At 66.2% G+C, this 21,492-nt stretch carries 18 protein-coding genes; 5 read left to right on the top strand and 13 right to left on the bottom strand.

Annotation, left to right across the window (positions count from 1 at the left end):
• The first annotated feature begins 45 nt into the window (after positions 1-45).
• A complete protein-coding gene (locus tag AC1KVE_RS15340) occupies positions 46-384 on the top strand; it encodes an NHLP-related RiPP peptide (RefSeq protein ID WP_053051116.1) in 339 nt (112 codons plus the stop codon).
• Here AC1KVE_RS15340 and AC1KVE_RS15335 read toward each other — a convergent pair.
• From AC1KVE_RS15335 to aceB, 4 genes are all read right to left on the bottom strand, one after another.
• On the bottom strand, positions 324-2,984 hold the full coding sequence (locus AC1KVE_RS15335; protein ID WP_184457796.1) for a putative peptide modification system cyclase: 2,661 nt from the start codon (positions 2,982-2,984) through the stop codon (positions 324-326). The two genes, AC1KVE_RS15340 and AC1KVE_RS15335, sit on opposite strands and share 61 nt — an antisense overlap.
• 3 nt (positions 2,985-2,987) lie before the next feature.
• A complete protein-coding gene (locus tag AC1KVE_RS15330; RefSeq protein WP_039517644.1) occupies positions 2,988-4,064 on the bottom strand; it encodes a GGDEF domain-containing protein in 1,077 nt (358 codons plus the stop codon).
• Between the two features lie 313 nt (positions 4,065-4,377).
• Entirely contained in the window at positions 4,378-5,673 is a 1,296-nt protein-coding gene (gene aceA / locus AC1KVE_RS15325; RefSeq protein ID WP_046345346.1) for an isocitrate lyase, read from the bottom strand.
• A 178-nt stretch (positions 5,674-5,851) separates the two neighbouring features.
• A complete protein-coding gene (gene aceB / locus AC1KVE_RS15320; RefSeq protein WP_126965458.1) occupies positions 5,852-7,468 on the bottom strand; it encodes a malate synthase A in 1,617 nt (538 codons plus the stop codon).
• Between the two features lie 119 nt (positions 7,469-7,587).
• Here aceB and AC1KVE_RS15315 point away from each other — a divergent pair, with 119 nt between their 5' ends.
• Positions 7,588-8,544 carry a LysR family transcriptional regulator gene (locus tag AC1KVE_RS15315; RefSeq protein WP_228959805.1) on the top strand — a complete coding sequence of 319 codons (957 nt, stop codon included), beginning with the start codon at positions 7,588-7,590 and terminating at the stop codon, positions 8,542-8,544.
• A gap of 377 nt (positions 8,545-8,921) precedes the next feature.
• Positions 8,922-10,184 carry a cation:proton antiporter gene (locus tag AC1KVE_RS15310; protein WP_481092568.1) on the top strand — a complete coding sequence of 421 codons (1,263 nt, stop codon included), beginning with the start codon at positions 8,922-8,924 and terminating at the stop codon, positions 10,182-10,184.
• Positions 10,185-10,256: 72 nt separating this feature from the next.
• On the opposite strand, the gene AC1KVE_RS15305 is transcribed toward AC1KVE_RS15310, so the two are convergent.
• The gene (locus tag AC1KVE_RS15305; protein ID WP_481092569.1) at positions 10,257-10,889 is read right to left on the bottom strand and encodes a TetR/AcrR family transcriptional regulator; all 633 of its coding nucleotides are present in this window, start codon (positions 10,887-10,889) and stop codon (positions 10,257-10,259) included.
• A 102-nt stretch (positions 10,890-10,991) separates the two neighbouring features.
• Here AC1KVE_RS15305 and AC1KVE_RS15300 point away from each other — a divergent pair, with 102 nt between their 5' ends.
• Entirely contained in the window at positions 10,992-12,047 is a 1,056-nt protein-coding gene (locus AC1KVE_RS15300; RefSeq protein WP_184457790.1) for an MBL fold metallo-hydrolase, read from the top strand.
• 118 nt (positions 12,048-12,165) lie between these two features.
• Here the strand turns inward: AC1KVE_RS15300 and dcp are convergent, their stop codons facing one another.
• From dcp to arfB, 4 genes are all read right to left on the bottom strand, one after another.
• The gene (gene dcp / locus AC1KVE_RS15295; RefSeq protein ID WP_184457788.1) at positions 12,166-14,334 is read right to left on the bottom strand and encodes a peptidyl-dipeptidase Dcp; all 2,169 of its coding nucleotides are present in this window, start codon (positions 14,332-14,334) and stop codon (positions 12,166-12,168) included.
• 106 nt (positions 14,335-14,440) lie between these two features.
• Positions 14,441-15,457, bottom strand: coding sequence for an isoaspartyl peptidase/L-asparaginase family protein (locus AC1KVE_RS15290; RefSeq protein WP_184457786.1), 1,017 nt, complete (start codon positions 15,455-15,457; stop codon positions 14,441-14,443).
• Between the two features lie 100 nt (positions 15,458-15,557).
• On the bottom strand, positions 15,558-16,187 hold the full coding sequence (locus tag AC1KVE_RS15285; RefSeq protein WP_024939028.1) for a lysophosphatidylcholine acyltransferase: 630 nt from the start codon (positions 16,185-16,187) through the stop codon (positions 15,558-15,560).
• 2 nt (positions 16,188-16,189) lie between these two features.
• Complete coding sequence (gene arfB / locus AC1KVE_RS15280) at positions 16,190-16,621, bottom strand: alternative ribosome rescue aminoacyl-tRNA hydrolase ArfB (RefSeq protein WP_006449817.1); 432 nt, start codon at positions 16,619-16,621, stop codon at positions 16,190-16,192.
• Between the two features lie 56 nt (positions 16,622-16,677).
• Here arfB and AC1KVE_RS15275 point away from each other — a divergent pair, with 56 nt between their 5' ends.
• On the top strand, positions 16,678-17,262 hold the full coding sequence (locus AC1KVE_RS15275) for a DUF2059 domain-containing protein (protein WP_024939029.1): 585 nt from the start codon (positions 16,678-16,680) through the stop codon (positions 17,260-17,262).
• Positions 17,263-17,498: 236 nt separating this feature from the next.
• On the opposite strand, the gene AC1KVE_RS15270 is transcribed toward AC1KVE_RS15275, so the two are convergent.
• The 4 genes from AC1KVE_RS15270 to AC1KVE_RS15255 all read right to left on the bottom strand — a co-directional run bounded on the left by AC1KVE_RS15270 (position 17,499) and on the right by AC1KVE_RS15255 (position 21,346).
• Positions 17,499-18,269 carry a pseudouridine synthase gene (locus AC1KVE_RS15270; protein WP_054592056.1) on the bottom strand — a complete coding sequence of 257 codons (771 nt, stop codon included), beginning with the start codon at positions 18,267-18,269 and terminating at the stop codon, positions 17,499-17,501.
• 76 nt (positions 18,270-18,345) lie between these two features.
• On the bottom strand, positions 18,346-18,933 hold the full coding sequence (locus AC1KVE_RS15265) for an O-methyltransferase (protein WP_166771523.1): 588 nt from the start codon (positions 18,931-18,933) through the stop codon (positions 18,346-18,348).
• Positions 18,934-19,031: 98 nt separating this feature from the next.
• Entirely contained in the window at positions 19,032-20,705 is a 1,674-nt protein-coding gene (gene ubiB, locus AC1KVE_RS15260) for a ubiquinone biosynthesis regulatory protein kinase UbiB (protein WP_039814160.1), read from the bottom strand.
• Positions 20,702-21,346: a ubiquinone biosynthesis accessory factor UbiJ gene (locus tag AC1KVE_RS15255; RefSeq protein ID WP_046345336.1), complete on the bottom strand. Its 645-nt coding sequence runs from the start codon at positions 21,344-21,346 to the stop codon at positions 20,702-20,704. The genes ubiB and AC1KVE_RS15255 overlap by 4 nt, the downstream gene beginning before the upstream one ends.
• Positions 21,347-21,492: the final 146 nt, after the last annotated feature.

The raw sequence follows: 21,492 nt of genomic DNA, 5'->3' as shown, positions 1-21,492 counted from the left end.
CGTCATACGACAGCACACTCCCTCACTCTCCAGGTAAGCCACACCATGACCGACGCAGCCAATAACACCCATCTTCCGTTTGATGCATCCACAGCCGACAAGCTGCTGGAGCTACTGGCAACCGACGACGACTTCCGCGACTGCTTTCAATGCAATCCGGCGCAGGCGCTTGCCCAGATCGGTGCACCTGGCGTGAGTGCGGACAACGCCGTCCCCGGCGTGGGAGAGGCTTATTACTGCATGAACACTAATCAGCTCGCATCCAAGCAGGACATTGCAGCGGCTCGTGCCGAGCTGCAAAGCTACCTGACCGAAAAGGCCAATCACACCGTGATCTTCGCCTTCGAGTCGGACAGCATGCGTTCCACCCTGCTGCGTAAATAAGCAGGCAGATTCGGTAAAGGCCAGGCGCGCGCAAACGCCTGCGCCTGTTCGCGCGCCTCCTGGGTACGGCCGAGTGCGTGCAGCGACTCGGCCATCCAGAGCTGGGCCAGACGCGCATCGGCAACATTGAGCGGCTGCAGCGTTTGCGACGCATTTGCTTCGATGTAAGCACGCCCGCGATGGAGAAGCAGCCAACGTGCCTGTTGCAACGCCTCAGCGTGCCGACCGCTCTCGTGCAGTAGCGTGTAGAGCGTTACGCGTGTCTGAAAAAGATCACCATCGCTGACCGGCAGGCGTGCGATGGCTGCCGCACGGTCGCCCGACAACGCCAACTGCTGGGCTTCGACAATGGCGCGCAGGTCGGCAAGCACCGGCGTTTCATGCACAAGCGCCGGCTTGATCGCTGCAAGTGCGCGGGCGGTGAGGCTGTCATCGCCGCTCCGCTGCGCCTGGCTTGCGAGGATCAGCACCATCGCGGCATTGTCCTGCAGGTTTACCGTTGCCGATCCATCGTCAATGACAGCAGACACCAGCCGATCGAACGTCGGCTTGAGCGCTGCCGCCGTCGCCAGGGATGGATCGACCAAAGCATCGCTCGTCACCGCAATGACCGAGAACTGGCGATGGTTGAAATCGTCGCCTTGCTTGCTGCGCGCCAGACCTTGTGTGATCGCTGCGCGCGCAGCGGTCCAGTCGGCCTGATCGATTGCGATGCTGGTGCGATCGATCAATGGCACCACATCGTCGTTGGCGTAGCCTTTCTCGACGATCCTGTCGAGCGTTTGCTTCGCTTCGACATGGCGGTTCAACACGGCCAGCGCGTTCGCCTGGCGCCGAAGCGGGCCGGCACGATCGGCATCACCGGGAATGGAAAAACGCTGCAGTGCCGCTTCGGCCTTTCCCTGTGCCAGCAGAATGCGTCCAACCCGATCAGTCGCGATCGCGCGCAGCGGATCCTGCGGAACATCGGCCGCCTGCGCGTATGGCAACGCGTCGGCAAAACGATTGGCAACGAACAGGTGCCACGATGCGTTCGCGGTGCCGGCAAAATTGTCCGGGTAGAGCGAGGCCAGCGTTCTCCATAGCGTCAATGCCTTGTCGGGTGCTAGCAACTCAGCTGCCCATGCATCCATGTACAACTGGTCACGCTCAGGCAAACGCTGACGGAAACGAATTGCCTTCTCCAGGTACGGAAGCGCCCCACGGCGATCGGAGACCGCCACCTTGATGCGTGCCGCCCCCAGATACGCGAGCGCAAATTCCGGATCGATGGCCACCGCGCGCTCGAACAGTTCCAACCCTTCTTTCCATTGGCCTTTCGCCGTCGCGTCGACCCCCAAGGCATAAGCCCGCAGCGCATCCAGGCTTGACGTGGTCACGGCGGGTAACGGCACGGAATTCTTGTCGATCGAGGCCACCACCTCACCCAGGCCCTGCCTGAGCTTGCGGGTCACCTGATCCACCGAGGACAGTGCCGATGGCAAGCCATCGCCTTGCACAAACTCCGAGTAGACAGTGGTCTGGGTCCGCGGATCCACCAACTCAACGCTGAACCGAAGCTTGCCGCCAATCTCCGCGACAGTCGGCAGCAGCACAGCGCTTGCACCATCGCGCAGCGCCACTTCCGAGGCGATCGCGCGATCGACGATTACGCGATCAGGATCGCGCTTCATCCGCGCCATGGTGTCGCGCACTTTCATCTCACTCAGGACATTGACGTAGCGCGACTGCTCCAGGCTGATGCGCAGCGCCTGGTCGAGCGAACTGTCGAGCAACGTATTGCCGGTGAGATTACGTAGATCTCCGACCACCACCCACCCACGTTCGGAGAACGCAATGGCTGGCTCGGAACGGGTGAAAAACCACGCCGACACGCACACGGCGACGACCAAGGCAGTTTCTGCCAACAGTGCCGCCGGCCGCCGCCACAGCGGAATATCCCGCCATGCCTTCGGCGAATGTTTCGGCGCGCGCAATGGCGTGACATCGATCTCGCCGACCTCATAGATCTCCATCGGCGTGGGCACGCCCTTGAAGCGCCAGCGGCCGTGGGATTTCCACAGGATGCGTTCGCCGCGGTCGCCCAGTTCGCGTGCGGCGCGGTGGGTCAACGACTCGGCCACTGCCGACAACAGGATCTGCCCGGGCCGCGCCATCGACATCAGGCGCGCGGCGGTGGGCTTGGCCAGGCCTTCGACTTCCAGCGGTTTGGCACCGATGCTGACCGCTTCGTCGCTATTGCGCCAGGTCAGCACTTCGCCGACGTGCAGGCCCTGCCGCGCGCACAGCGTGAGCGCACGGGCATCGCCCATCGCCTTGAGGCCACGGGCGTAATCCAGCGCAAAGCCCAGGCCGTCGATGGGGCGGTCGAACAACAGCAACAATCCGTCCGAGCGGTCGATCAGCCGGCCACGCCATTGCTGCTGCAGTTTGACCACTAGCCGGTCGTGCTCGCGAAACAGCGCAGCGGCGACGTTGTCACCGATGCGCTCGACCAGCGCGGTCGAGTCGCACAGGTCGGTCAGCAGCAAGGTGCGCAAGCGCGGCGCCTGGATCGCTTCCGACGACGCATCCTTGCGTGCGTGGGTGCGGGCGCTCATTGCTCAGCGATTGTCCGACGTGGCTGCGTTGCCGGGTGGCTGCGTGCTGCCCGACCCCAGCGCTTCATGCATGCACAGCACATTGCCGCCTTGCCGCTTTGCTTCGTACAGCGCGCTGTCGGCCAGCGTGTACCAATCGTTCCATGCCGCGTCGGCATCGATCATGCACAGGCCCAGGCTGACCGAGCAGCCCTGCTCGCTCTGGCCATTGCACAGCCGCGCTTCCACTGCGCGCACGATGCATTCGCCGATGTGGTGCAGCAGCTCCCGGGTGCCCTGCGCGACCAGCACGCAGAATTCGTCGCCGCCGAGCCGGCAGGCCAGGTCACCGTCGGCGATCACCGAACGCAGCGCGTGGGCGACGTTCTGCAACACGCGGTCGCCAGCGAGATGGCCGAATTCGTCGTTGATGCGCTTGAAACGGTCGCAATCGATCAGGATCAGACCCACCCCGGGCACGCGACCGGCGCGCCGGCATTCCTGCAGATGCAGGGCGAGCCCGCGGCGGTTGTGCAGGCCGGTGAGTTCGTCGGTGCGGCTGAGTTCTTCGGTGTGGTTGAGCTGGTGCGAGGTGACGTAGAGGTTGTCCAGCGCCGCTTCCAGATCGTGGTTGCGCCGGCGCAACTGGCGGATCAGCAACTGCTCGTTGTTGACCACTCGCACAATGGAGCGGCGCAGGAAATGCGCCACCATCGACGGGTCGTGATCGACCAGGCGCTGGAAGTCCTCGTGCGCCAGTTCGATCAAACGGGTGTCGGTGGATGCGCTGGCGCCGGCACTGCGCGCATGGTCGCCGATCAACAGGCCAAGTTCGCCGAAGAATTCGCCCGGGCCCAGGTGCTTGAGCATCAGGTCTTCGCCGAAATCCAGATCGATCTGGCCACTGACCACAATGAACATCTGCGTGCCCACTGCACCGCGCTCGAACAGCGCCTGGCCGGCGGCCAATTCGCGGGCGCGGCCAAAGCGGGCGAAAAACCCCAGCTCTTCGGCAGTCATGAGCGCATGCAGCCCGTCCGACAGCGTCTTTGCAACGCTCCCCGTCGGCTCCACTGCGCCGGCAGTGTTATGGCACGTCATCCCAAAATCCCTTAGACCGACCTGCAGCGCCGGCCTGCCTCAGCATCGTACAGGAGCGTTTTGTTCAGCACCAGGTCACACTCCCTCTCATTGAGTTTGAGACGAAATGACGGGTATTGGCAAAAAAAATCGGGCTCGGTTTCCCGAGCCCTACTCCCCTGCTCCCAGCAGAGCCCGCCATCCTCTTCAACAGGCCACCACCACCCCCAGCGTTGCTCTGCGGTGCTAGCGGGGGCTTGGCGGTGGGCGAAGCCCGCTGCTCCGTTTCACCCGTCGGCCGGCCGGCACGCGGTCGCGGCGCCTGCGCGCTGGCTTATGCGGCCTTTTCGCCGTGAAACTGCTCTTCCTCGGTCGAGCCACGCAGCGCGGTGGTGGACGACTGGCCCTGCTGGATCGCTTGCGTCACCGCGTCGAAATAGCCGGTGCCCACCTCGCGCTGATGCTTGACTGCGGTAAAGCCCATCTCGGCCGCCGCGAACTCGGCCTGCTGCAACTCGACGAAGGCGCTCATCTGGCGGCGTGCGTAGCCATGCGCCAGGTTGAACATGCCGTAGTTCAGGGCGTGGAAGCCGGCCAGGGTGATGAACTGGAATTTATAGCCGTAGCTCGCCAACTCGGTCTGGAATTTGGCGATGGTGGCGTCATCCAGGTTCTTCTTCCAGTTGAAGCTCGGCGAGCAGTTGTAGGCCAGCAATTTGCCGGGGAATCTGGCATGGATGGCTTGCGCAAAGGCGCGCGCAAATTCCAGATCCGGCTTGCCGGTCTCGCACCAGATCAGATCGGCGTACGGCGCGTAGGCCAGCCCGCGGCTGATCGCCTGATCCAGCCCGTTGCGGGTCTTGAAGAAGCCTTCGACGGTGCGCTGCCCGGTGGTGAACGGCTGGTCGTTGGCATCCACGTCGCTGGTGATCAGATCGGCCGCCTCGGCATCGGTGCGCGCGATCAGCAGCGTGGGCACACCCAGCACATCGGCCGCCAGACGCGCGGCATTCAATTTTTCGATTGCCTCGCGCGTGGGTACCAACACCTTGCCGCCCATGTGGCCGCATTTCTTCACCGATGCCAGTTGATCCTCGAAGTGCACCCCGGCCGCGCCGGCCTCGATCATCGCCTTCATCAACTCGAAGGCGTTGAGCACGCCGCCAAAGCCGGCTTCGGCATCAGCCACGATCGGCTGCAGGAAGTCGATCTCGTCATTGCCTTCGGCGTGATGCAGTTGATCGGCGCGCAACAAGGTGTTGTTGATGCGCTTGACCACCGCCGGCACCGAGTCGGCCGGATACAGCGACTGGTCCGGATACATCTGCCCGGCCAGGTTCGCATCGGCGGCAACCTGCCAGCCAGATAGGTAGATCGCCTTCAACCCGGCCTTGACCTGCTGCATCGCCTGGTTGCCGGTCAACGCGCCCAGCGCATTGACGAACGGCGTGGCGTGCAATGCATTCCACAACTTGTCCGCGCCCAGCCGCGCCAGCGAATGCTCGACATGCACGGTGCCACGCAAGCGCACCACGTCGGCGGCGGTGTAGTTGCGGGTGATGCCGGCCCAGCGCGGGTTGCTGGCCCAGTCTTGCTGGATCTGTTCGGCGGTCTGCAGTGTGCTGCTCATGGTGCGTTCTCCTGGCAGGGATACGACGGATGCAACGAGAAAGGAAGGGGCGCATTGATACGCGCCGGGCATGGCAAGGCCGTCGTTGCGCGCGTGGGCGCAACCGGCGGTGTGGTGCATGACGCGGATGGATTGCAGCGACAGCGCGCGTGCGCCGGCGTGCCGCTGCAGCGTTGGCTCAATCGATCAGGCGATACGCCGGCACGGTGAGGAAGTCGGCCAGCGCATCGGCACGGCTGAGTGTGTCCAGCAGTGCAATGGCGTCGTCGATGCGTGCGGCGCCGGGCAGTGCATCGGTCGCACCCAGGCGTGCCGGCAACGCACGCAACGTGGCCTGCAACAGGGGCTGATCGATCGCAGTGCCGTCGTCCAGGTGCTGGCCGTGATGCAACCACTGCCACAGCTGCGCGCGGCTGATTTCGGCAGTGGCGGCGTCTTCCATCAGGTTGTGGATGGGCACGCATCCATTACCGTCCAGCCAGGCCGCCAGATAACGCACGCAGACTTCGACATTGCCTTCGAACCCGGCGCGGGTGACGGTGCCCGGCGAAGGCGCGATCAGCATGTCGCGCGTCACCTGCACGTCGTTGCGCAAGACATGCTGCTGATGCGCAGTGGGCATGTGCTCGTCGAAGATCTTCATCGCTACCGGAATCAACGCCGGATGCGCCACCCAGGTGCCATCGTGCCCGGCGCTGACTTCGCGCAGCTTGTCGGCACGCACGCGCGCCATCGCCTGCTCGTTGGCGGCCTCGTCGTGATTGATCGGAATCTGCGCCGCCATGCCGCCCATCGCATGGGCGCCGCGGCGATGGCAGGTCTTGATCAACAGTTCCGAATACGCCTTGAGGAAGGGCTGGGTCATGGTGACCTGGCCACGTTCGGGCAACACGCGGTCGCGATGCGCGCGGAAAGTTTTCAGATACGAAAAGATGTAATCCCAACGGCCGCAATTGAGCCCGACGATGCGCTCGCGCAGCGCGTGCAGGATCTCGTCCATCTCGAATACCGCCGGCAGCGTTTCGATTAGCACGGTCACCTTGATCTGCCCGTGCGGCAGGCCCAGCATCGCTTCGATATGCGCCAGCGCGGTCTCCCACAGCGCGGCTTCTTCCATGCTCTGCAACTTGGGCAGGTACAGATACGGGCCACGGTCCTTGGCCAGTAGCGCGCGACCGTTATGGAAGGCGAACACCGCCGCATCGAACAGGCCGCCAGCCAGCGGCTGCCCATCGATGAGCACGTGCTTCTCATCCAGATGCCAGCCGCGCGGGCGCACGATCAACATGGCGCGCTCGGCTTCCGGGCGCAACGCGTAATGCTTGCCGTTGGGCGCATCGAAGCTGAGATCACCGCGTACCGCAGCGGCCAGCGTGCGCTGGCCGGCCAGCAGGTTGCGCCAGGTCGGCGCGGTGGAATCCTCGAAGTCGGCCATGAACACCTTGGCGCCGGAGTTCAGCGCGTTGATGACCATCTTCGGATCGGTGGGGCCGGTGATCTCCACCCGGCGGTCCTGCAGCGCCGACGGCAGTGCGGCGACGCGCCAGTCGCCATCGCGGATGGCGCGGGTATCGGGGCGGAAATCCGGCAGCTGGCCGGCATCGAACTCGGCCTGGCGGGCGCGCCGGCGGGCCAGGCGCTGCTGGCGGCCGGGTTCGATCGCGCGGTGCAACGACACCAGCAAGGCCAGCGCGGCGGCCGGCAGCAGTTCCGCCTGGCCCGCGATCTGCGTGGTCAGCGACAGCCCGGGCGTGGCGCGTTCGGTGGGACGTGGGGCAAAAGCGGTGGCAGACATGTCGGGGAGTCCTTGTGCATCCGGACCTGTACCGTGCGCCGACGGAAACTATTTGACAAAGCAGTTTTATCAATGCTGTAAATAAGCCTGACTTATATTGGGTTTCAGAACACACCCAGATGTCGCCAACCCCGCGATTTTCCTACAAATCCGACCGGCTCAAGCCCCTGCGTGCGTTCTGCCAGACGGTGCGTCTGGGGTCTGTCTCACGGGCGGCTGAGGCGCTGTACGTGAGCCAGCCGGCGGTGACGCTGCAACTGCAGGCGCTGGAACGCGACCTGGGGGTGGCCCTGTTCGAGCGCTCGGGGCGCCGCATGGCACCCAGCCGCGAGGGCCAGCTGCTCTACGACATGGCGCTGCCGCTGGTGGAGAGCCTGGATGGACTGGAGGCGAGCTTTCGCGAGAAGGTGCGCGGGCTGGATGCGGGCGAGCTCAATATCGCCGCCAACAGCTCCACCATCCTGTACCTGCTGCCGCGCATCGTGGCGAACTTCCGCGCGCGCCACCCGGACGTGCGGCTGACCCTGCACAACGCCATCAGCGCCGACGGCACCGACCTGCTGCGCGAAGACGCAGTGGACCTGGCGATCGGCTCGATGCTGGACGTGCCGGCCGACCTCAACTACGCGCCGGTATATCGCTTCGAACAGCTGCTGATCACCCCGCCCGACCACCCCTTGGCCAGCAAGTCCACGGTCACGCTGCAGGATCTGTCGCCGTATCCGCTGATCCTGCCGCCGCGCCGGCAAGTGACCTATCGCTTGGTCGATCTGATCTTCCAGCAGGCACGCGTGCCCTACACCGTGGCGCTGGAGGTGGGCGGCTGGGAGGTGATCAAGCAATACGTGGCGATGGACATGGGCATCTCCATCGTCACCGCAATCTGCGTCACCGATGCAGACCGCGACAAACTCGCCACCCGCTCACTGAAGGACTATTTCCCCACCCGCAGTTATGGCGTGGTGGTGCGCAAGGGCAAATATCTGTCGCCGCAGGCGCGCGCATTTATCGAGCTGATCCAGCCGGACCTGTTTACCCCGCGCGGGTATGACGAGAGTGGCGATTCGGAGCGGTGAGTCTGCTGCCGGCTGTGCGCGCGTGAGCTCGCATCGCACCTGAGCTTGCTCGCCAGGCACCGCGTATGAGGCCGCCACGCGCTCTCCATCTGCGATCCCGTGTGCGACATGCGGGTTGCCGTTGACGGCGTCGTTCGATCAAGCCGTGCAAGCGCACACAAGCAGCACCGACGACGGTTCCCGCCTGCAGCGCGAACCACGCCGCATTGCCGCAGCATGTCGGCTCGATGCAACCGCACGGCGGCTGTCGTCATAGACTAGGCCGATGCTATGGGGACGGCATGTCACCGCTGATCAGTCCGGGGAAACAACTGACCAGATGCGCAGCTGCCCCGCACTGCAGGGGCGAGCCGACTCAACCAACCAAGGCTGACGCAATGAATCCGACCATGCTGTTGCTGGTGCAGTTGGCGCTGATCCTGGGCGCGGCGCGTGCATGCGGTGCGCTACTGCAACGCTTCGGGCAGCCGCCGGTGATCGGCGAAATGGCCGCCGGCCTGCTGTTGGGGCCGATCGCATTCGGCGCGTGGCTGCCGGAGTTGCATGGTGTGCTGTTCGCCTCCAGCAGCTTGCCGCCACTGTCGGGCCTGGCCAACATCGGCGTGGTGCTTTTCATGTTCATCGTCGGCGTGGAGTTGCGTGCGCCGGAAGGCACCAGTGCGCAGGTGCGCGCGTCGGTGCTGGTGGGGCTGTCCGGTATCGTGCTGCCGTTGCTGCTGGGGCTGGCCGCCGCACCGTGGTTGTTTGCGCGCTTTGCTCCGCAAGGCATCGGCTTCTGGCCCTTTGCCTTGTTCATTGCCGCGGCGATGTCGGTGACTGCGTTTCCGGTGCTGGCGCGCATCCTCAAGGACCGCAACATGACCCGCACGCCGGCCGGCCGCCTGGCCCTGGGCGCGGCGGTGATCGACGATGCCACGGTGTGGATGTTCCTGGCGATCGTGCTCACCCTGACCGGCGGCAATAGCCATGGCGGCGTTGCGTTCACTGCGGCCGGTGCGGTGGTGCTGATTGCGGTGGTGTTCGGTGTGTTGAAGCCGGTGTATGCGCGCGTGCTCACCCCGCGCGCAAGCGATGGAAGCTATGCGCCGACTGCGCTGGTGTGGGTGCTGATCGGTATGCTGGCCTGCGCCGCGGCGGCTGAATGGATCGGCCTGCATGCGATCTTCGGCGCATTCCTGTTCGGCATCTGCGTACCGCGCGATGACCGCCTGCTGGAACACCTGGCCGGGCGCATCGAACCCCTGGCGATCACCCTGCTGATGCCGGTGCTGTTTGCGGTCGCCGGCCAGGCCACCAGCCCCGGCGTGTTCGTCGGCGCAGGTGTGGCCGGCTTTGCGCTGGTGGTCGGCGTGGCGGTCACCGGCAAGCTGCTCGGTTGCACCCTGGGCGCGCGCCTGAGCGGCCACGATTGGCGCGATAGCCTGAGCGTGGGTTCGCTGATGAACGCACGCGGCCTGATGGAACTGGTGGTGATCAAGATCGGCCTGGACAGCGGCGTGATCGGGCCGGACCTGTTCACCCTGCTGTTTGGCATGACCTTGGTGACCACGGTGATGGCCTCGCCGATGGTGGCCTGGTTGCAATGCGGCCGGCACACCGTCACCGCCAACGTGCTGGGCGCGGGCAACCGCCCGCATTGACGAGGCAGCGCTGAAACACGGCGCGGCGTCAGTAGACGTGGCACGTCGCGCCGGCACGCGCATCGCAGACCATCACTCGCGCCCGTACAAACCCAGGAACATCGCCACCGTCGATTCGGCCACCTGGGCGCGTTGCTGCGGCGACAGCGGCGGCTGGCCCATGGCGATCTGCGGCCAGAACGCGAAGCCCTTGATCAATGCCTGCAGTTGCTGCGCGCCGACCTCCGGCTCCACGCCCACCAGCCGGCCATCGGCCAGCGCGGCGCGCACCCAGGTGGTGGTGCCTTCTTCCTTGCTGCCCAATTGCGCGATCAGCGCGCGCGCGCGCTCGGGCGAATGGATGCCTTCGGCAATGGCGACGCGCGACAGGTCGATGAACGCCGGGTCGTCGAGCAGGTGCAGCTTCTGCTGCAGCAGCTGGATCAGCTGCGCGCGCAGCGGCTGGTCGGGCCGGTAGACAAGATTCACCGCGTCGGCGCTGCGCTGCCACAGCCCGCGCAGGATCTCGCCGAACAGCGCGTCCTTGCTGGGGAAATGGTTGTAGACGGTGCGCTTGGACACGCCCGCAGTGGCCGCCACGCGGTCCATGCTGGTGGCCTCGAAGCCATGCTGGCGGAACTCGACAATGGCCGCCTCGACGATGGCGTGGCGCTTGCGGTCGGTCAGCCGCTGCGGCGCGGGCCGGGGGGAAGATGCGCTCGACATCGGATCATTTTACACCCGACAGTTTACTTTCAGCGGAATGAAACTACACTGCTCAGTGTAATTTCCTCCTGCTGTCGTTCCTTGCTCCCGATCGGACTCCCCATGGCTTCCTCTCGCCCTTCCCCGTATGCCGATTCGCCGCAGTTTCGCGGCGGCCGGTTCCGCAATGCGTTGCCGCTGCCGACCACCGCGCTCAGCCTGCGCAAGCAGATCGGCCTGATCTGGACCTTCCTCTTCGACAAGCCCAGCACCACGGTGCCGTCCGCGCCGCTGCCGGTACAGCCGCTGACACGCGCGCAACTGCTTGCCGCGCCCGATCGCAGCCTGTATCGCTTGGGCCATTCCACCGTGCTGATGAAGCTGGCCGGTGGCCTGTGGCTGACCGACCCGGTGTTCTCCAGGCGCGCCTCGCCGGTGCCGTTCGCCGGACCCAAGCGCTTCCATGCGCCCCCGATCGCGCTGGACGAGCTGCCGCCGCTGGCCGGGGTGATCCTGTCGCACAACCATTACGACCACCTCGACCGCGCCAGCATCCGTGCCCTGGCCGACCGCGTCGGCGTGTTCGTCGCGCCCCTGGGCGTGGGCGATCTGCTGGTGCGCTGGGGCGTGGACCCGGCCAAGGTGCGCCAGCTGGACTGGTGGGACACGATCAACATCGATGGCCTGCAACTTACCGCCACCCCGTCGCAGCATTTTTCCGGGCGCGGCCTGTTCGATAGTGGTCGTTCGCTGTGGTGCTCCTGGGCGATCCAGGAGCGCGAACTGCGCGTGTTCTTCAGCGGCGACGGCGGCTATGGCCCGCACTTCAAGACCATCGGCCAACAGCTCGGTCCGTTCGACGTGGCGCTGATCGAAAACGGCGCCTACGACCAGCAGTGGCCGCATGTGCATATGCAGCCGGAGCAGAGCCTGCAGGCCTACCTGGACGTCGGCGGGCAGACCCTGCTGCCGATCCACAACGGCACCTTCGACCTGGCCATGCACGCGTGGCAGGAACCGCTGGACCGGATCGTGGCCTTGGCCGACAGCGCCGGCGTTGCACTGGCGACGCCGCGCATGGGCGAGCGGGTGGATCTGAATGCGCCCGGCAATCGCCTGCGTTGGTGGCGACAGGATGCTGCGACTCAGGCATCGGATGGCCTGGTGGCGCCGCGCTAGCCAGTGCGGTGCACCATCCACAAACAAAAACGGGATGGCGCGTGGCCATCCCGTTTCGATTGCTGTTGCAGCTACTGCACACGCATGCGCCAACGACGCAGGCGCGTCATCCAGTCGCTCACTCCGTCAGACCACGATTTTCCAGCAGCGCCTTGACGCTGGGATCCTTGCCGCGGAAATCGCGATACAACGTGGCCAGGTCGACGGTATTGCCGCGCGAAAGGATCTTGGCGCGGAAGGTGTCGCCATTCTTGCGGTTCAAGCCGCCGTTTTCCTTGAACCATTCGAACGCGTCGTCGTCGAGCACTTCCGACCAGAAATACGCGTAGTACCCGGCCGAATAACCGCCGCCCCAGATGTGGTCGAAATAGCTGCTGCGATAACGTGGCGGCACTTCGGCCAGGTCCACCTTGAAGCGCTTCAGGGCGTCGGCTTCGAACTTGCTCACGTCCTGCAGCGGCGCATCGGCCGGCTGGGTGTGCCAGGCCAGATCGAGCAACGCGGCCGACAGGTACTCGGTGGTGGCGTAGCCGCTGTTGAAGGTCTTGGCCTTCTTGATCTTCTCCACCAGCTCGGCCGGCATCGCCGCGCCAGTCTGGTAGTGCCTGGCGTAATTGGCGAAGACCTTGGGATCGGACGCCCAGTGCTCGTTGAACTGCGAGGGGAACTCGACAAAGTCGCGCGAGGTGCTGGTGCCGGCGATCGAGGGGTACTTCACCTTGGAGAACATGCCGTGCAGCGCGTGGCCGAACTCATGGAACAGCGTGGTGACGTCGTCGAAGCTCAGCAGCGCCGGCTGGCCGGCGGCCGGCTTGGTGAAGTTGCAGACGTTGTAGACCACCGGCTTGGCGCCGGTGAGACCGTCCTGCTCGACGAACACGTCCATCCAGGCGCCGCCGGACTTGCTGTCGCGCTTGAAGTAGTCGGTGTAGAACAGCGCCATCGAGGTGCCGTCCGCGTCGAACACTTCATACACCTTCATGTCCGCGTGATAGGTCGGGATGTCGGTGCGCTGCTTGAAGGTGATGCCGTACAACTGCGTGGCCGCGTAGAAGACGCCGTTCTGCAGCACGTTGTCCAGCTCGAAATACGGCTTGATCTGCGCCTCGTCCAGGTCGTACTTGGCCTTGCGCACCTGCTCGGCGTAGAAGTCCCAATCGGAGGCGGCGAGTTTGAAGTCTCCCTTCTGCGCGTCGATCACCTTCTGCATCTCGGCCACTTCGCGGCGCGCCTTGGCAGTGGCGGCCGGCACGGTGTCGGTCAGCAGCTTGAGTGCGGCGTCCGGGCTCTTGGCCATCTGGTCGCCCAGGCTGTAGGCGGCGTAATTGTCGAAGCCGAGCAGCTTGGCCTTCTGTGCGCGCAGCTGCGCCAGGCGCTGGATGGTCTGGCGGGTGTCGTTGGCATCGCCCTTTTCCGCGCGCGTTTCCGAGGCCTTGAGCACGTCGGCGCGCAGCTGGCGGTCCTTCAGCGAGGCCAGCACCGGCTGCTGGGTGGTGTTCTGCAGGGTCAGCAGATACTTGCCATCGAGCTTGCGCGCCTTGGCCGCATCGGCGGCAGCGGCAATGTCGCCCTCGCTCAGGCCGTCGAGCCTGGCCTTGTCGTCCACCACCACCGCACCGGCGGCCGAGGCGGCCACCAGACGGGTATGGAACTGGGTGGAGAGCGTGGTTTCTTCGATATTGAGCTTGCGCAGGCTCGCCTTGTCGGCCTCCGACAGCTGCGCACCGGCACGCACCAGCTCTTCGTAGTCGCGCTCGACCAGACGCTTCTGCTCCGGCTCCAGGTTCAGCGTGTCGCGCTGGTCGTAGATCGTCTTGACGCGTGCGAACAGCTTCGGGTCGAGATTGATCTCGTCCTGGTGCGCAGCCAGCTTGGGCGCGATCTCTTCCTGGATCTTCTGGCGTGCATCGCTGGTATCGGCCTGCACCAGCCCGAAGAAGATGCGCGACACGCGTGTGAGCGTTTCGCCGCTGCGCTCCATCGCCTCGATGGTGTTGTCGAAGCTGGGCGGCTCGGGGTTGTCGGCGATCTTGCGGATGTCGGCCAGGTGCAGGCGCATGCCTTCTTCGAAGGCCGGCAGGTAATCGGCGTCCTTGATCTTGTCGAACGGCGGCGCCTGGAACGGCAGCGTGCTGGCGGTCAGCAGCGGGTTCGGCGCAGCATCCGCGGCCGGGGTGGTGGCGGTCTTTTCGGGCACGGTGGTGGACTCCTTACCGGACGAATCTTTTCCAGAACAAGCAGCCAGTGCCAGGGTGATGGCAGCGGCCAGAACGACGGTACGCGACATGGCGTGTGATTCCTGAGTGGGTAGCGCAGCCGGTCACGCTAGCGGGTTTGCGCAGCGTCGGCATGTGCCGTTGGATTGGGAAGATGGGTGCGATTGAGGATGCGCGCTACAGCGTCTCATCCTTGAAGATCGCCACATGCGGGCTGCCGTCGGCGCCGATCCAGCCGCGGTACATGCCTTCGGTATTGAACGGGAATGCGGCGTTGCCCTGCGCATCCAGCGCGATGGCACCCCCGTCGCCGCCGGCCTTGGGAATCTCCTGGTCGATCACCGTGTCGGCGGCCTGTTGCAACGACTGCCCGGCGTATTTCATGCGTGCGCAGATGTCGTAGGCCGCCACCGCGCGGATGTAGAACTCGCCCCATCCGGTGCCGGACACCGCGCACTGGCTGTTGGCATAGGTGCCGGCGCCGATGATCGGCGCATCGCCGACGCGGCCGTAGCGCTTGTTGGTCATGCCGCCGGTGGAGGTGCCGGCGGCCAGGTGTCCCGCGCGATCCAGCGCCAGCGCGCCCACCGTGCCGAAATGCTTGCCGGTTTCCAGGTCCAGTTCGGCCTGCGCCTGGCGGTCGCCGGCTTCGGCCTTGCGCGCTTTCTGCAGCTGCTGCCAGCGCTTGTCGGTACGGAAATAACCCGGGTCGACCAACGTGACGCCCTGCTCGCGCGCGAATTGTTCGGCGCCGTCGCCGACCAGCATCACGTGTTTGGAATGGTCCATGACGCTGCGCGCCAGCTGGATCGGGTTCCTGACCGTGTGCACGCCGGCAATCGCGCCGGCCTTGCCAGTGACGCCGTCCATGATCGCGGCATCCAGTTCGTTCTTGCCGTCATGGGTGAACACCGCACCGCGCCCGGCGTTGAACTGCGGCGCATCCTCCAGCACGGAGATGGTGGCGGCCACCGCATCCACCGCACTGCCGCCACCTTGCAGCACCGCGTGCCCGGCACGCAGTGCGCGTTGCATCGCCTCGCGCGCCTGCGCCTGTTCCTCGCTGGAAAGGCTGGATTTCTCCACTCCGGCGCCGCCGTGGATCACCAGCATCGGCGTGGCCGCCAGCACCGGGCCGGCAGCAAGCAGGAGGGAAAGCGACAAACACAGTGCGCGTGCGGACAAGCCCATCATGGTGTTTCCTCGGTGGAGGCAGCGAGGGTGCCCGGCGGCGCCGGTCATAAATGCAGGCGACCGGCAGCGACAAAAACCTTTCAAGCGCGCGGCCGCATTCTCACAGCGTATCGCGATGCTTGCCGCGCCACGGCCGGTACCAGGTGCGGATGGCGGCGATATCGGCGGCCATGTCGGTGCCGGTCCAGAACGGCTCGCCGATGCCCACGGTCTTGCTGGGGTAGTCGAAATACACCGGCAGGATCGGCACCTTGGAATCGGAGGCAATCTTCCAGAAGCCGGCCTTCCAGTGCTCCACCCGCTTGCGGGTGCCCTCGGGGGTAATCACGTACCACATCTGTTCGGAATTGCGGATCAGCCGCACCGCCTGGCCGATGGTGCCCTGCGGCGAGCTGCGGTCCAGCGGGATGGCGCCGAGCTTGCGCAGCAGCGGGCCCAGCGGCCACCAGAACAGCTGCGCCTTGCCCAGCACGCGCACGTCGAAGCCCAACGCGAACTTGGCCGCAAAGCCCAGGAAGCCGTCCCAGTTGGACGAATGCGGGGCGACGATCATCACCAGCTTGGGTTCGTCGGGCAGCCGCCCGAGCAGGCGCCAGCCGGTCAGACGCAGTGCGGTGCGCCCCAGCCAGCGGCCGAAGCGGCCGTGCGCACGTGGCATTCTGGGTGGAGAGGGCTGCAGCAGGATGTTGGCCTGTGTTACCGGTGGCAACGACGGGTCGGTGTGACTCACGCTTACTCCCAGTGGGACGCAGAGCGTCCACGCTTGATATGGCTGCGCTCACGCTTGGCATCCAGCCGCCGCAGCTTGGCACCATGACTCGGTTTGGTGGCGACCCGGCGCTTGGGCACCGACAGGCAGGCACTGATGATCTCGACCAGCCGCTCGCGCGCATCCTCGCGGTTGCGGTCCTGGGTGCGGAAGCGCTGCGCGTCGATCACCAGCACGCCATCGGCGGTCATGCGCCGGTCGCGCCGCGACAGCAGCCGCGCGCGCAGGGGTTCGGGCAGCGACGGCGACCCGGCCACGTCGAAACGCAGTTCCACCGCGGTGGAGACCTTGTTGACGTTCTGCCCGCCCGCGCCGCTGGCGCGCACGAAGCGCTCGACGATCTCGCTGGGCGGGATCGTCAGGCTGGGGGTGATCTGGATCGGGTCGCTGGCCATTCAACCCGATTGTATCGGCACCGGCATGGACGCGCGCGCGAACGCCGGCTTCCCGTATGCTGCGGCCGGTTCCCCCGACTGTGCAGGATGCTCCGATGACACCGCCCCGTTCCGTTGCCGCCGCCCGCGCCTTCGCGCGCCGCCTGATCGTGCTGGCCGCGCTGGCACTGGCCACGCCCGCCGCGTTTGCGCAGGCGCCCAGCGATGCCGACATCAACCGCCTGCTGGCCGCCTCACGCGCGCAGACCATGCTGGACACGATGCTGCCCCAGATCGAAGCGATGCAGCAGCAACAGTTCGCCCAGCTCACCGCCCAGCGCCAGCTCGACGCCGACCAGCAGGCCCAGCTGCAGCGCATCCAGGAGCGCACCCGCCAGACCGTGCGCAAGGCGCTGTCATGGTCGGAGCTGCGCCCGATGTATGTGGACATCTACAAGCGCTCGTTCTCACGCGAGGACGTGCTGGCCATGGCCGAGTTCTACGAGAGCTCGGCCGGCCAGAGCTTGCTGGACAAGACCCCGGCACTGACCCAGAACCTGATGGGCGCGATCCAGCAGAAGATGCTGCCGCTGTTTGCCGACCTGCAGAAGGATCTGGAGAAGATCGTCAATACGCCGGCGGCGGCACCGCAGAAGCCCTGAAGGGCGGGGATGGGGGAATCGGGATTGGGGAATCGGAACAGCGTGCCTGCTGTGGCGGTTGCTGCTTGCGACGGTGGCGGTGGTGGCGCTGACGACGATTGCGCCAACCCGCTTGTCCCACTCGGTGAGGAGGCGCTTGGCCCCTCTCCTGCGGGAGAGGGGATGGGGTGAGGTACGGTTGTGCGGATTTCCAGCAGATCGTGTGGGCGTGTTGACCGTTAGCCGCGCGCACCGCATCAAGCCGTCTGCACCGCTCCCAGCGCGGCCATCTCCCACCCGAGCAATGCGCAGGCCTTGGAAAATTCCACATCCAGCGGCGCGGTGACGCTGATGCGCCGCCCGTCGGCCGGATGCGGAAACCCCAGCCGCTCGGCGTGCAGCAGCATGCGGTGGATGCCGAGCATGCGGAAGCTGCGGTTGTGCCGGCCATCGCCGTGGCTGGTGTCGCCGATCATGTGGTGCGACAGGTGTTTCATGTGCCGGCGGATCTGCCGGAACCGCCCGGTCTGCGGCTGGCAGCGCAGCAGCGCATAGCGCGAGGTGGCAAAACCGGTGGACGGGATCTCCAGCTCGCCGGTGGCCAGGCGCTGGAAGTGCGTCACCGCCGGCTTCTTGACCGGCTTGCCGGGGCCGCCGTCTAGATCGTGGTCGACGATGAAGCGCTCCTCGGCCGGCCAGCCGCGGCACACGGTCAGATAGTCCTTCTCCAACTCGCCGGCCATCAAGGCCTTGCCCAGCGCGCTGGCGGCCTCGCGGTCGAACGCCAGCAGCAGGCAGCCGCTGGTCGCGCGGTCGAGCCGGTGCACCAGAAAGATCGGCCGGCCCAGCTGTTCGCGCAGGCGGTCGGCCAGGAAGTCGTCCTCCCCGCGCGCCAGCTTGCTGTCGTGGACCATCAGGCCGGCGGGTTTGTCGACGACGGCCAGGAGCTCGTCCTGGAAGAGAATCTGCAAGTGCTTGGGGGATGTGCTCACCGGCGGATTATCCGCATCGTCGACACCGCATGCCACTGCGCCGCCGCGCCGTATGGCGCATGCCGACCACGCGCCTTGAGGCCTGAGGGCGTGGCAGCTCGGCCGCGCACGCTCAGGCCGCGCCGCACACCGCCAGCAATTCGCCCTTGCCCACCGGCACCACGCTGCAGGTGACTGCCGGATCGTCAGCCAGCAGCGCGGTGAACGGCGCCAGTTCGTCGGCATGCGACAGCGCATTGTCGACCACCAGCAGGCCGCCGCCGCGCAGCACGCGGCGCAGTGCCGGCCACCAGCGCACGTACTCGCCGCGCGCCGAATCCAGGAAGACCAGATCGATACTGGCGCTGGCGGCCTGGGTCAGCCACGCGCCGCCGTCGCCGTGCACCACCTCCACCGACGCGGCCAGGCCGCTGCGTGCAAGCGTAGCCTGCGCCAGGGCCACCTTGTCGGCCGCAAGCTCCACCGTGGTGACGTGCCCGCCGATTGCGGCGGCCGCTTCGGCCAGCCACAGCGTCGAATAACCGTTGGAGGTGCCGATTTCCAGCACGCGCCGCGCAGCGGTGGCGCGTACCAGCACGGCCAGCAATTGCCCGGTGTCGGGCGTGATATTGAGCATGCGCCGGCCACGCTCCGGCTGCTGCGCATCGTTGTCGCTACCGAACCGTGCCAGTTCGTCCTTCAAGGCCTGCAGATCGATCATCACTACCTCGCCGGGGACGGCTTCGTCATCGTGCCGCTGCAGGCGCTGCCGCTACCCAGCCGGATGCGGCAGGCCGCCTGTCGCAGTGTCTTAGTGCTTCAGCGCCGCAGCCAGGCGACCAGCAGGGCCACCGAGCCGGCGCCGCCGCTGACCCAGCTCCACACCGGCACCGTGCCCAGGTACCAGCCATTCGGGTGCAGGCCATACAGCACGGCAGCCACCACCAGCAGGCCGCTGCCGGTGATGGCAGTGACCACGCGCGTCTGCAGCTTGCGCAGGCTCAGGTCCAGCGCGCGCAGCTCGGCCGAGCGGATGTCGAGCTGGTGGCGGCCTTCCACCTGCTGCTTCAACCAGCTGTGCACCAGGCGCGGCATGTCCGGCGCATGGGTCATGATTTCCGGCAGGCGCTTGCGCAACTCGCCGAGCACGCGGCGCGGGCTGTAACGCTCGCGCAGGATGCGTTCCAGCACCGGCCGCGCCACTGCCCAGATATCCAGCCTGGGGTCGAGCTGGCGGCCGACGCCTTCGATGTTGAGCAAGGTCTTCTGCAACAGGATCAGCTGCGGCTGCAGCGTCAGTTCGTAGCGCTGCGCGACGCGGAACAGCTTGATCAGCACTTCGGCCAGCGAAATCTCCGACAACGGGCGGGTGAAGTACGGTTCGCACACCGAGCGCGCGGCCGCTTCCAGTTCGTCGATGCGCACGTTGTCGGGCATCCAGCCCGCCTCCACGTGCAGCTCGGCCATGCGACGGTAATCCTTGTGGAAGATCGCCATGAAGTTCTCGGCCAGGTAGTACTGATCTTCCTGCGAGAGCTGGCCCATGATGCCGAAATCCAGCGCAATGAAACGCGGATTGAGCCGGCGCTCCGGGTCGCTGTCGACCCAGATGTTGCCGGCGTGCGCATCGGCATGGAAGAAGTTGTCGCGGAACACCTGCGTGTAGAACACCCGCACGCCCTTGGCCGCCAGTGCCTTGCGGTCGATACCGGCCGCATCGAGCTTGGCGATGTCGTCGGACGGAATGCCGTACACGCGCTCCAGCGTGAGTGCACGCTCGGCGGTGTGCGACCAGATCACCTCGGGCACGTACAGATCGTCCGAGCCTTCCCAGAACCGGCGCAGCACGCTGGCGTTGGCGCCTTCGCGCTGCAGGTCGAGTTCGGCCGACAGGGTGCCTTCGATCTCGGCCACCACTTCGCGGGGCCGGATCTTGTCAGCGCGCGGGTGGGTGCGTTCGACCAGCGTGGCCAGCGACTGCAGCAACGCGATATCGGCATCGATCTGGCGCTCGATATCCGGGCGCAGCACCTTGACCACCACCTCGCGGCGCACGCCGTTGGCATCCGGCGGCAAGGTGGCCGCGTGCACCTGCGCGATCGAAGCCGAGGCCAGCGGCACGGTGTCGAATGCGGCAAACGCCACGCTCACCGGCAGGCCCAGCGCGCGCTCGACGATCAGCCGCGCCGCTTCGCCGTCGAAGGGTTTGACGCGGTCCTGCAGCAGGGTCAGTTCATCGGCCACATCGGCCGGAATCAGGTCGCGCCGGGTCGACAGGATCTGCCCGAACTTGACGAAGATCGGCCCCAGTTCCTGCAACGCCAGCCGCAGACGCGCACCGCGCGATTGCGCGGCGATCTCGGCACTGGCGCGCGGCACGAACGGCTTGGCCAGGCGCAGCCAGCGCTCGGCCGGCGTGTCCTGCAGCAGGTCGTCCAGGCGATAGCGCAGGATCACCCGGCCGATGCGGCTGGCCCGCAGCAGCGCCTTCATGCCGCACCTCCGGCCGCGCGCAGGCGCGCCACGCGTGCGGCCAGCCGTTCGACGTCGTCGCGCAGTTCGTCGACATCGTCGTGAAAGGCGTCCAGTTCGGCACGCGGCACCACGTCGCGCGATTCCTCGGTCACGAATTCGGCCGCGCTATGCGCCAGATCCACCGCGCTGCGCCGCGCCTGCTGCAGCGCTGCACGCACCGCATTGGCGATCTGCACGCCGAGGATCTCGCCGAACACCGCCACGAACGGCAGCTGCCAATCCGGATCGAAACGGCCAGCCAGTTGCTGCAGCTGGCGCGCCAGCTCGGCATCGCCGGAGACCTTGAGCCGCCCGGCCGGTGCGCCGCTGCGGCGCGCGTTGGCCAGGAACGGCAGCTGGCCGAGCAAGCCGGCCAAGCTGCTGCGCACGGCCAGGTCCGGCTCCTGCGCCTGGTCCACCGGGCCGACCAGCAAGCGGCGCTCGTGCACGCGGATCTGCAGGGCCAGCGCAGGCGCCTCCAGGGTCAGTGCGATGCGTTGGCCTTCCAGTGGCAGCAGGGCATCGCGGGTATCGGGGTCCAGTGCCAGCGCGCGGTTGAGCGCGGCTTGCAGGGCCTGGCCGGCGAGCGGCTTGAGTGAGTTGAACAGGGATCCGGGCATGGGCGCATTCTACCGTCCCCGCATGTCGCCACTGCTTGACGGTGGTGTGGCACGTGCAAGCCGGAGGCCGGGGTGGCGATCATGGCAGGGCGCCTTGCGGCCAGGCCGCGTGCGTCGATCATGCAGGACTTCCTTCGGCACGCCTG

The organism is Xanthomonas sp. NCPPB 2864 (assembly GCF_056675615.1).
Note: the sequence above shows the minus strand (reverse complement) of the source record. Positions and strands in the feature narration are given on the sequence as shown.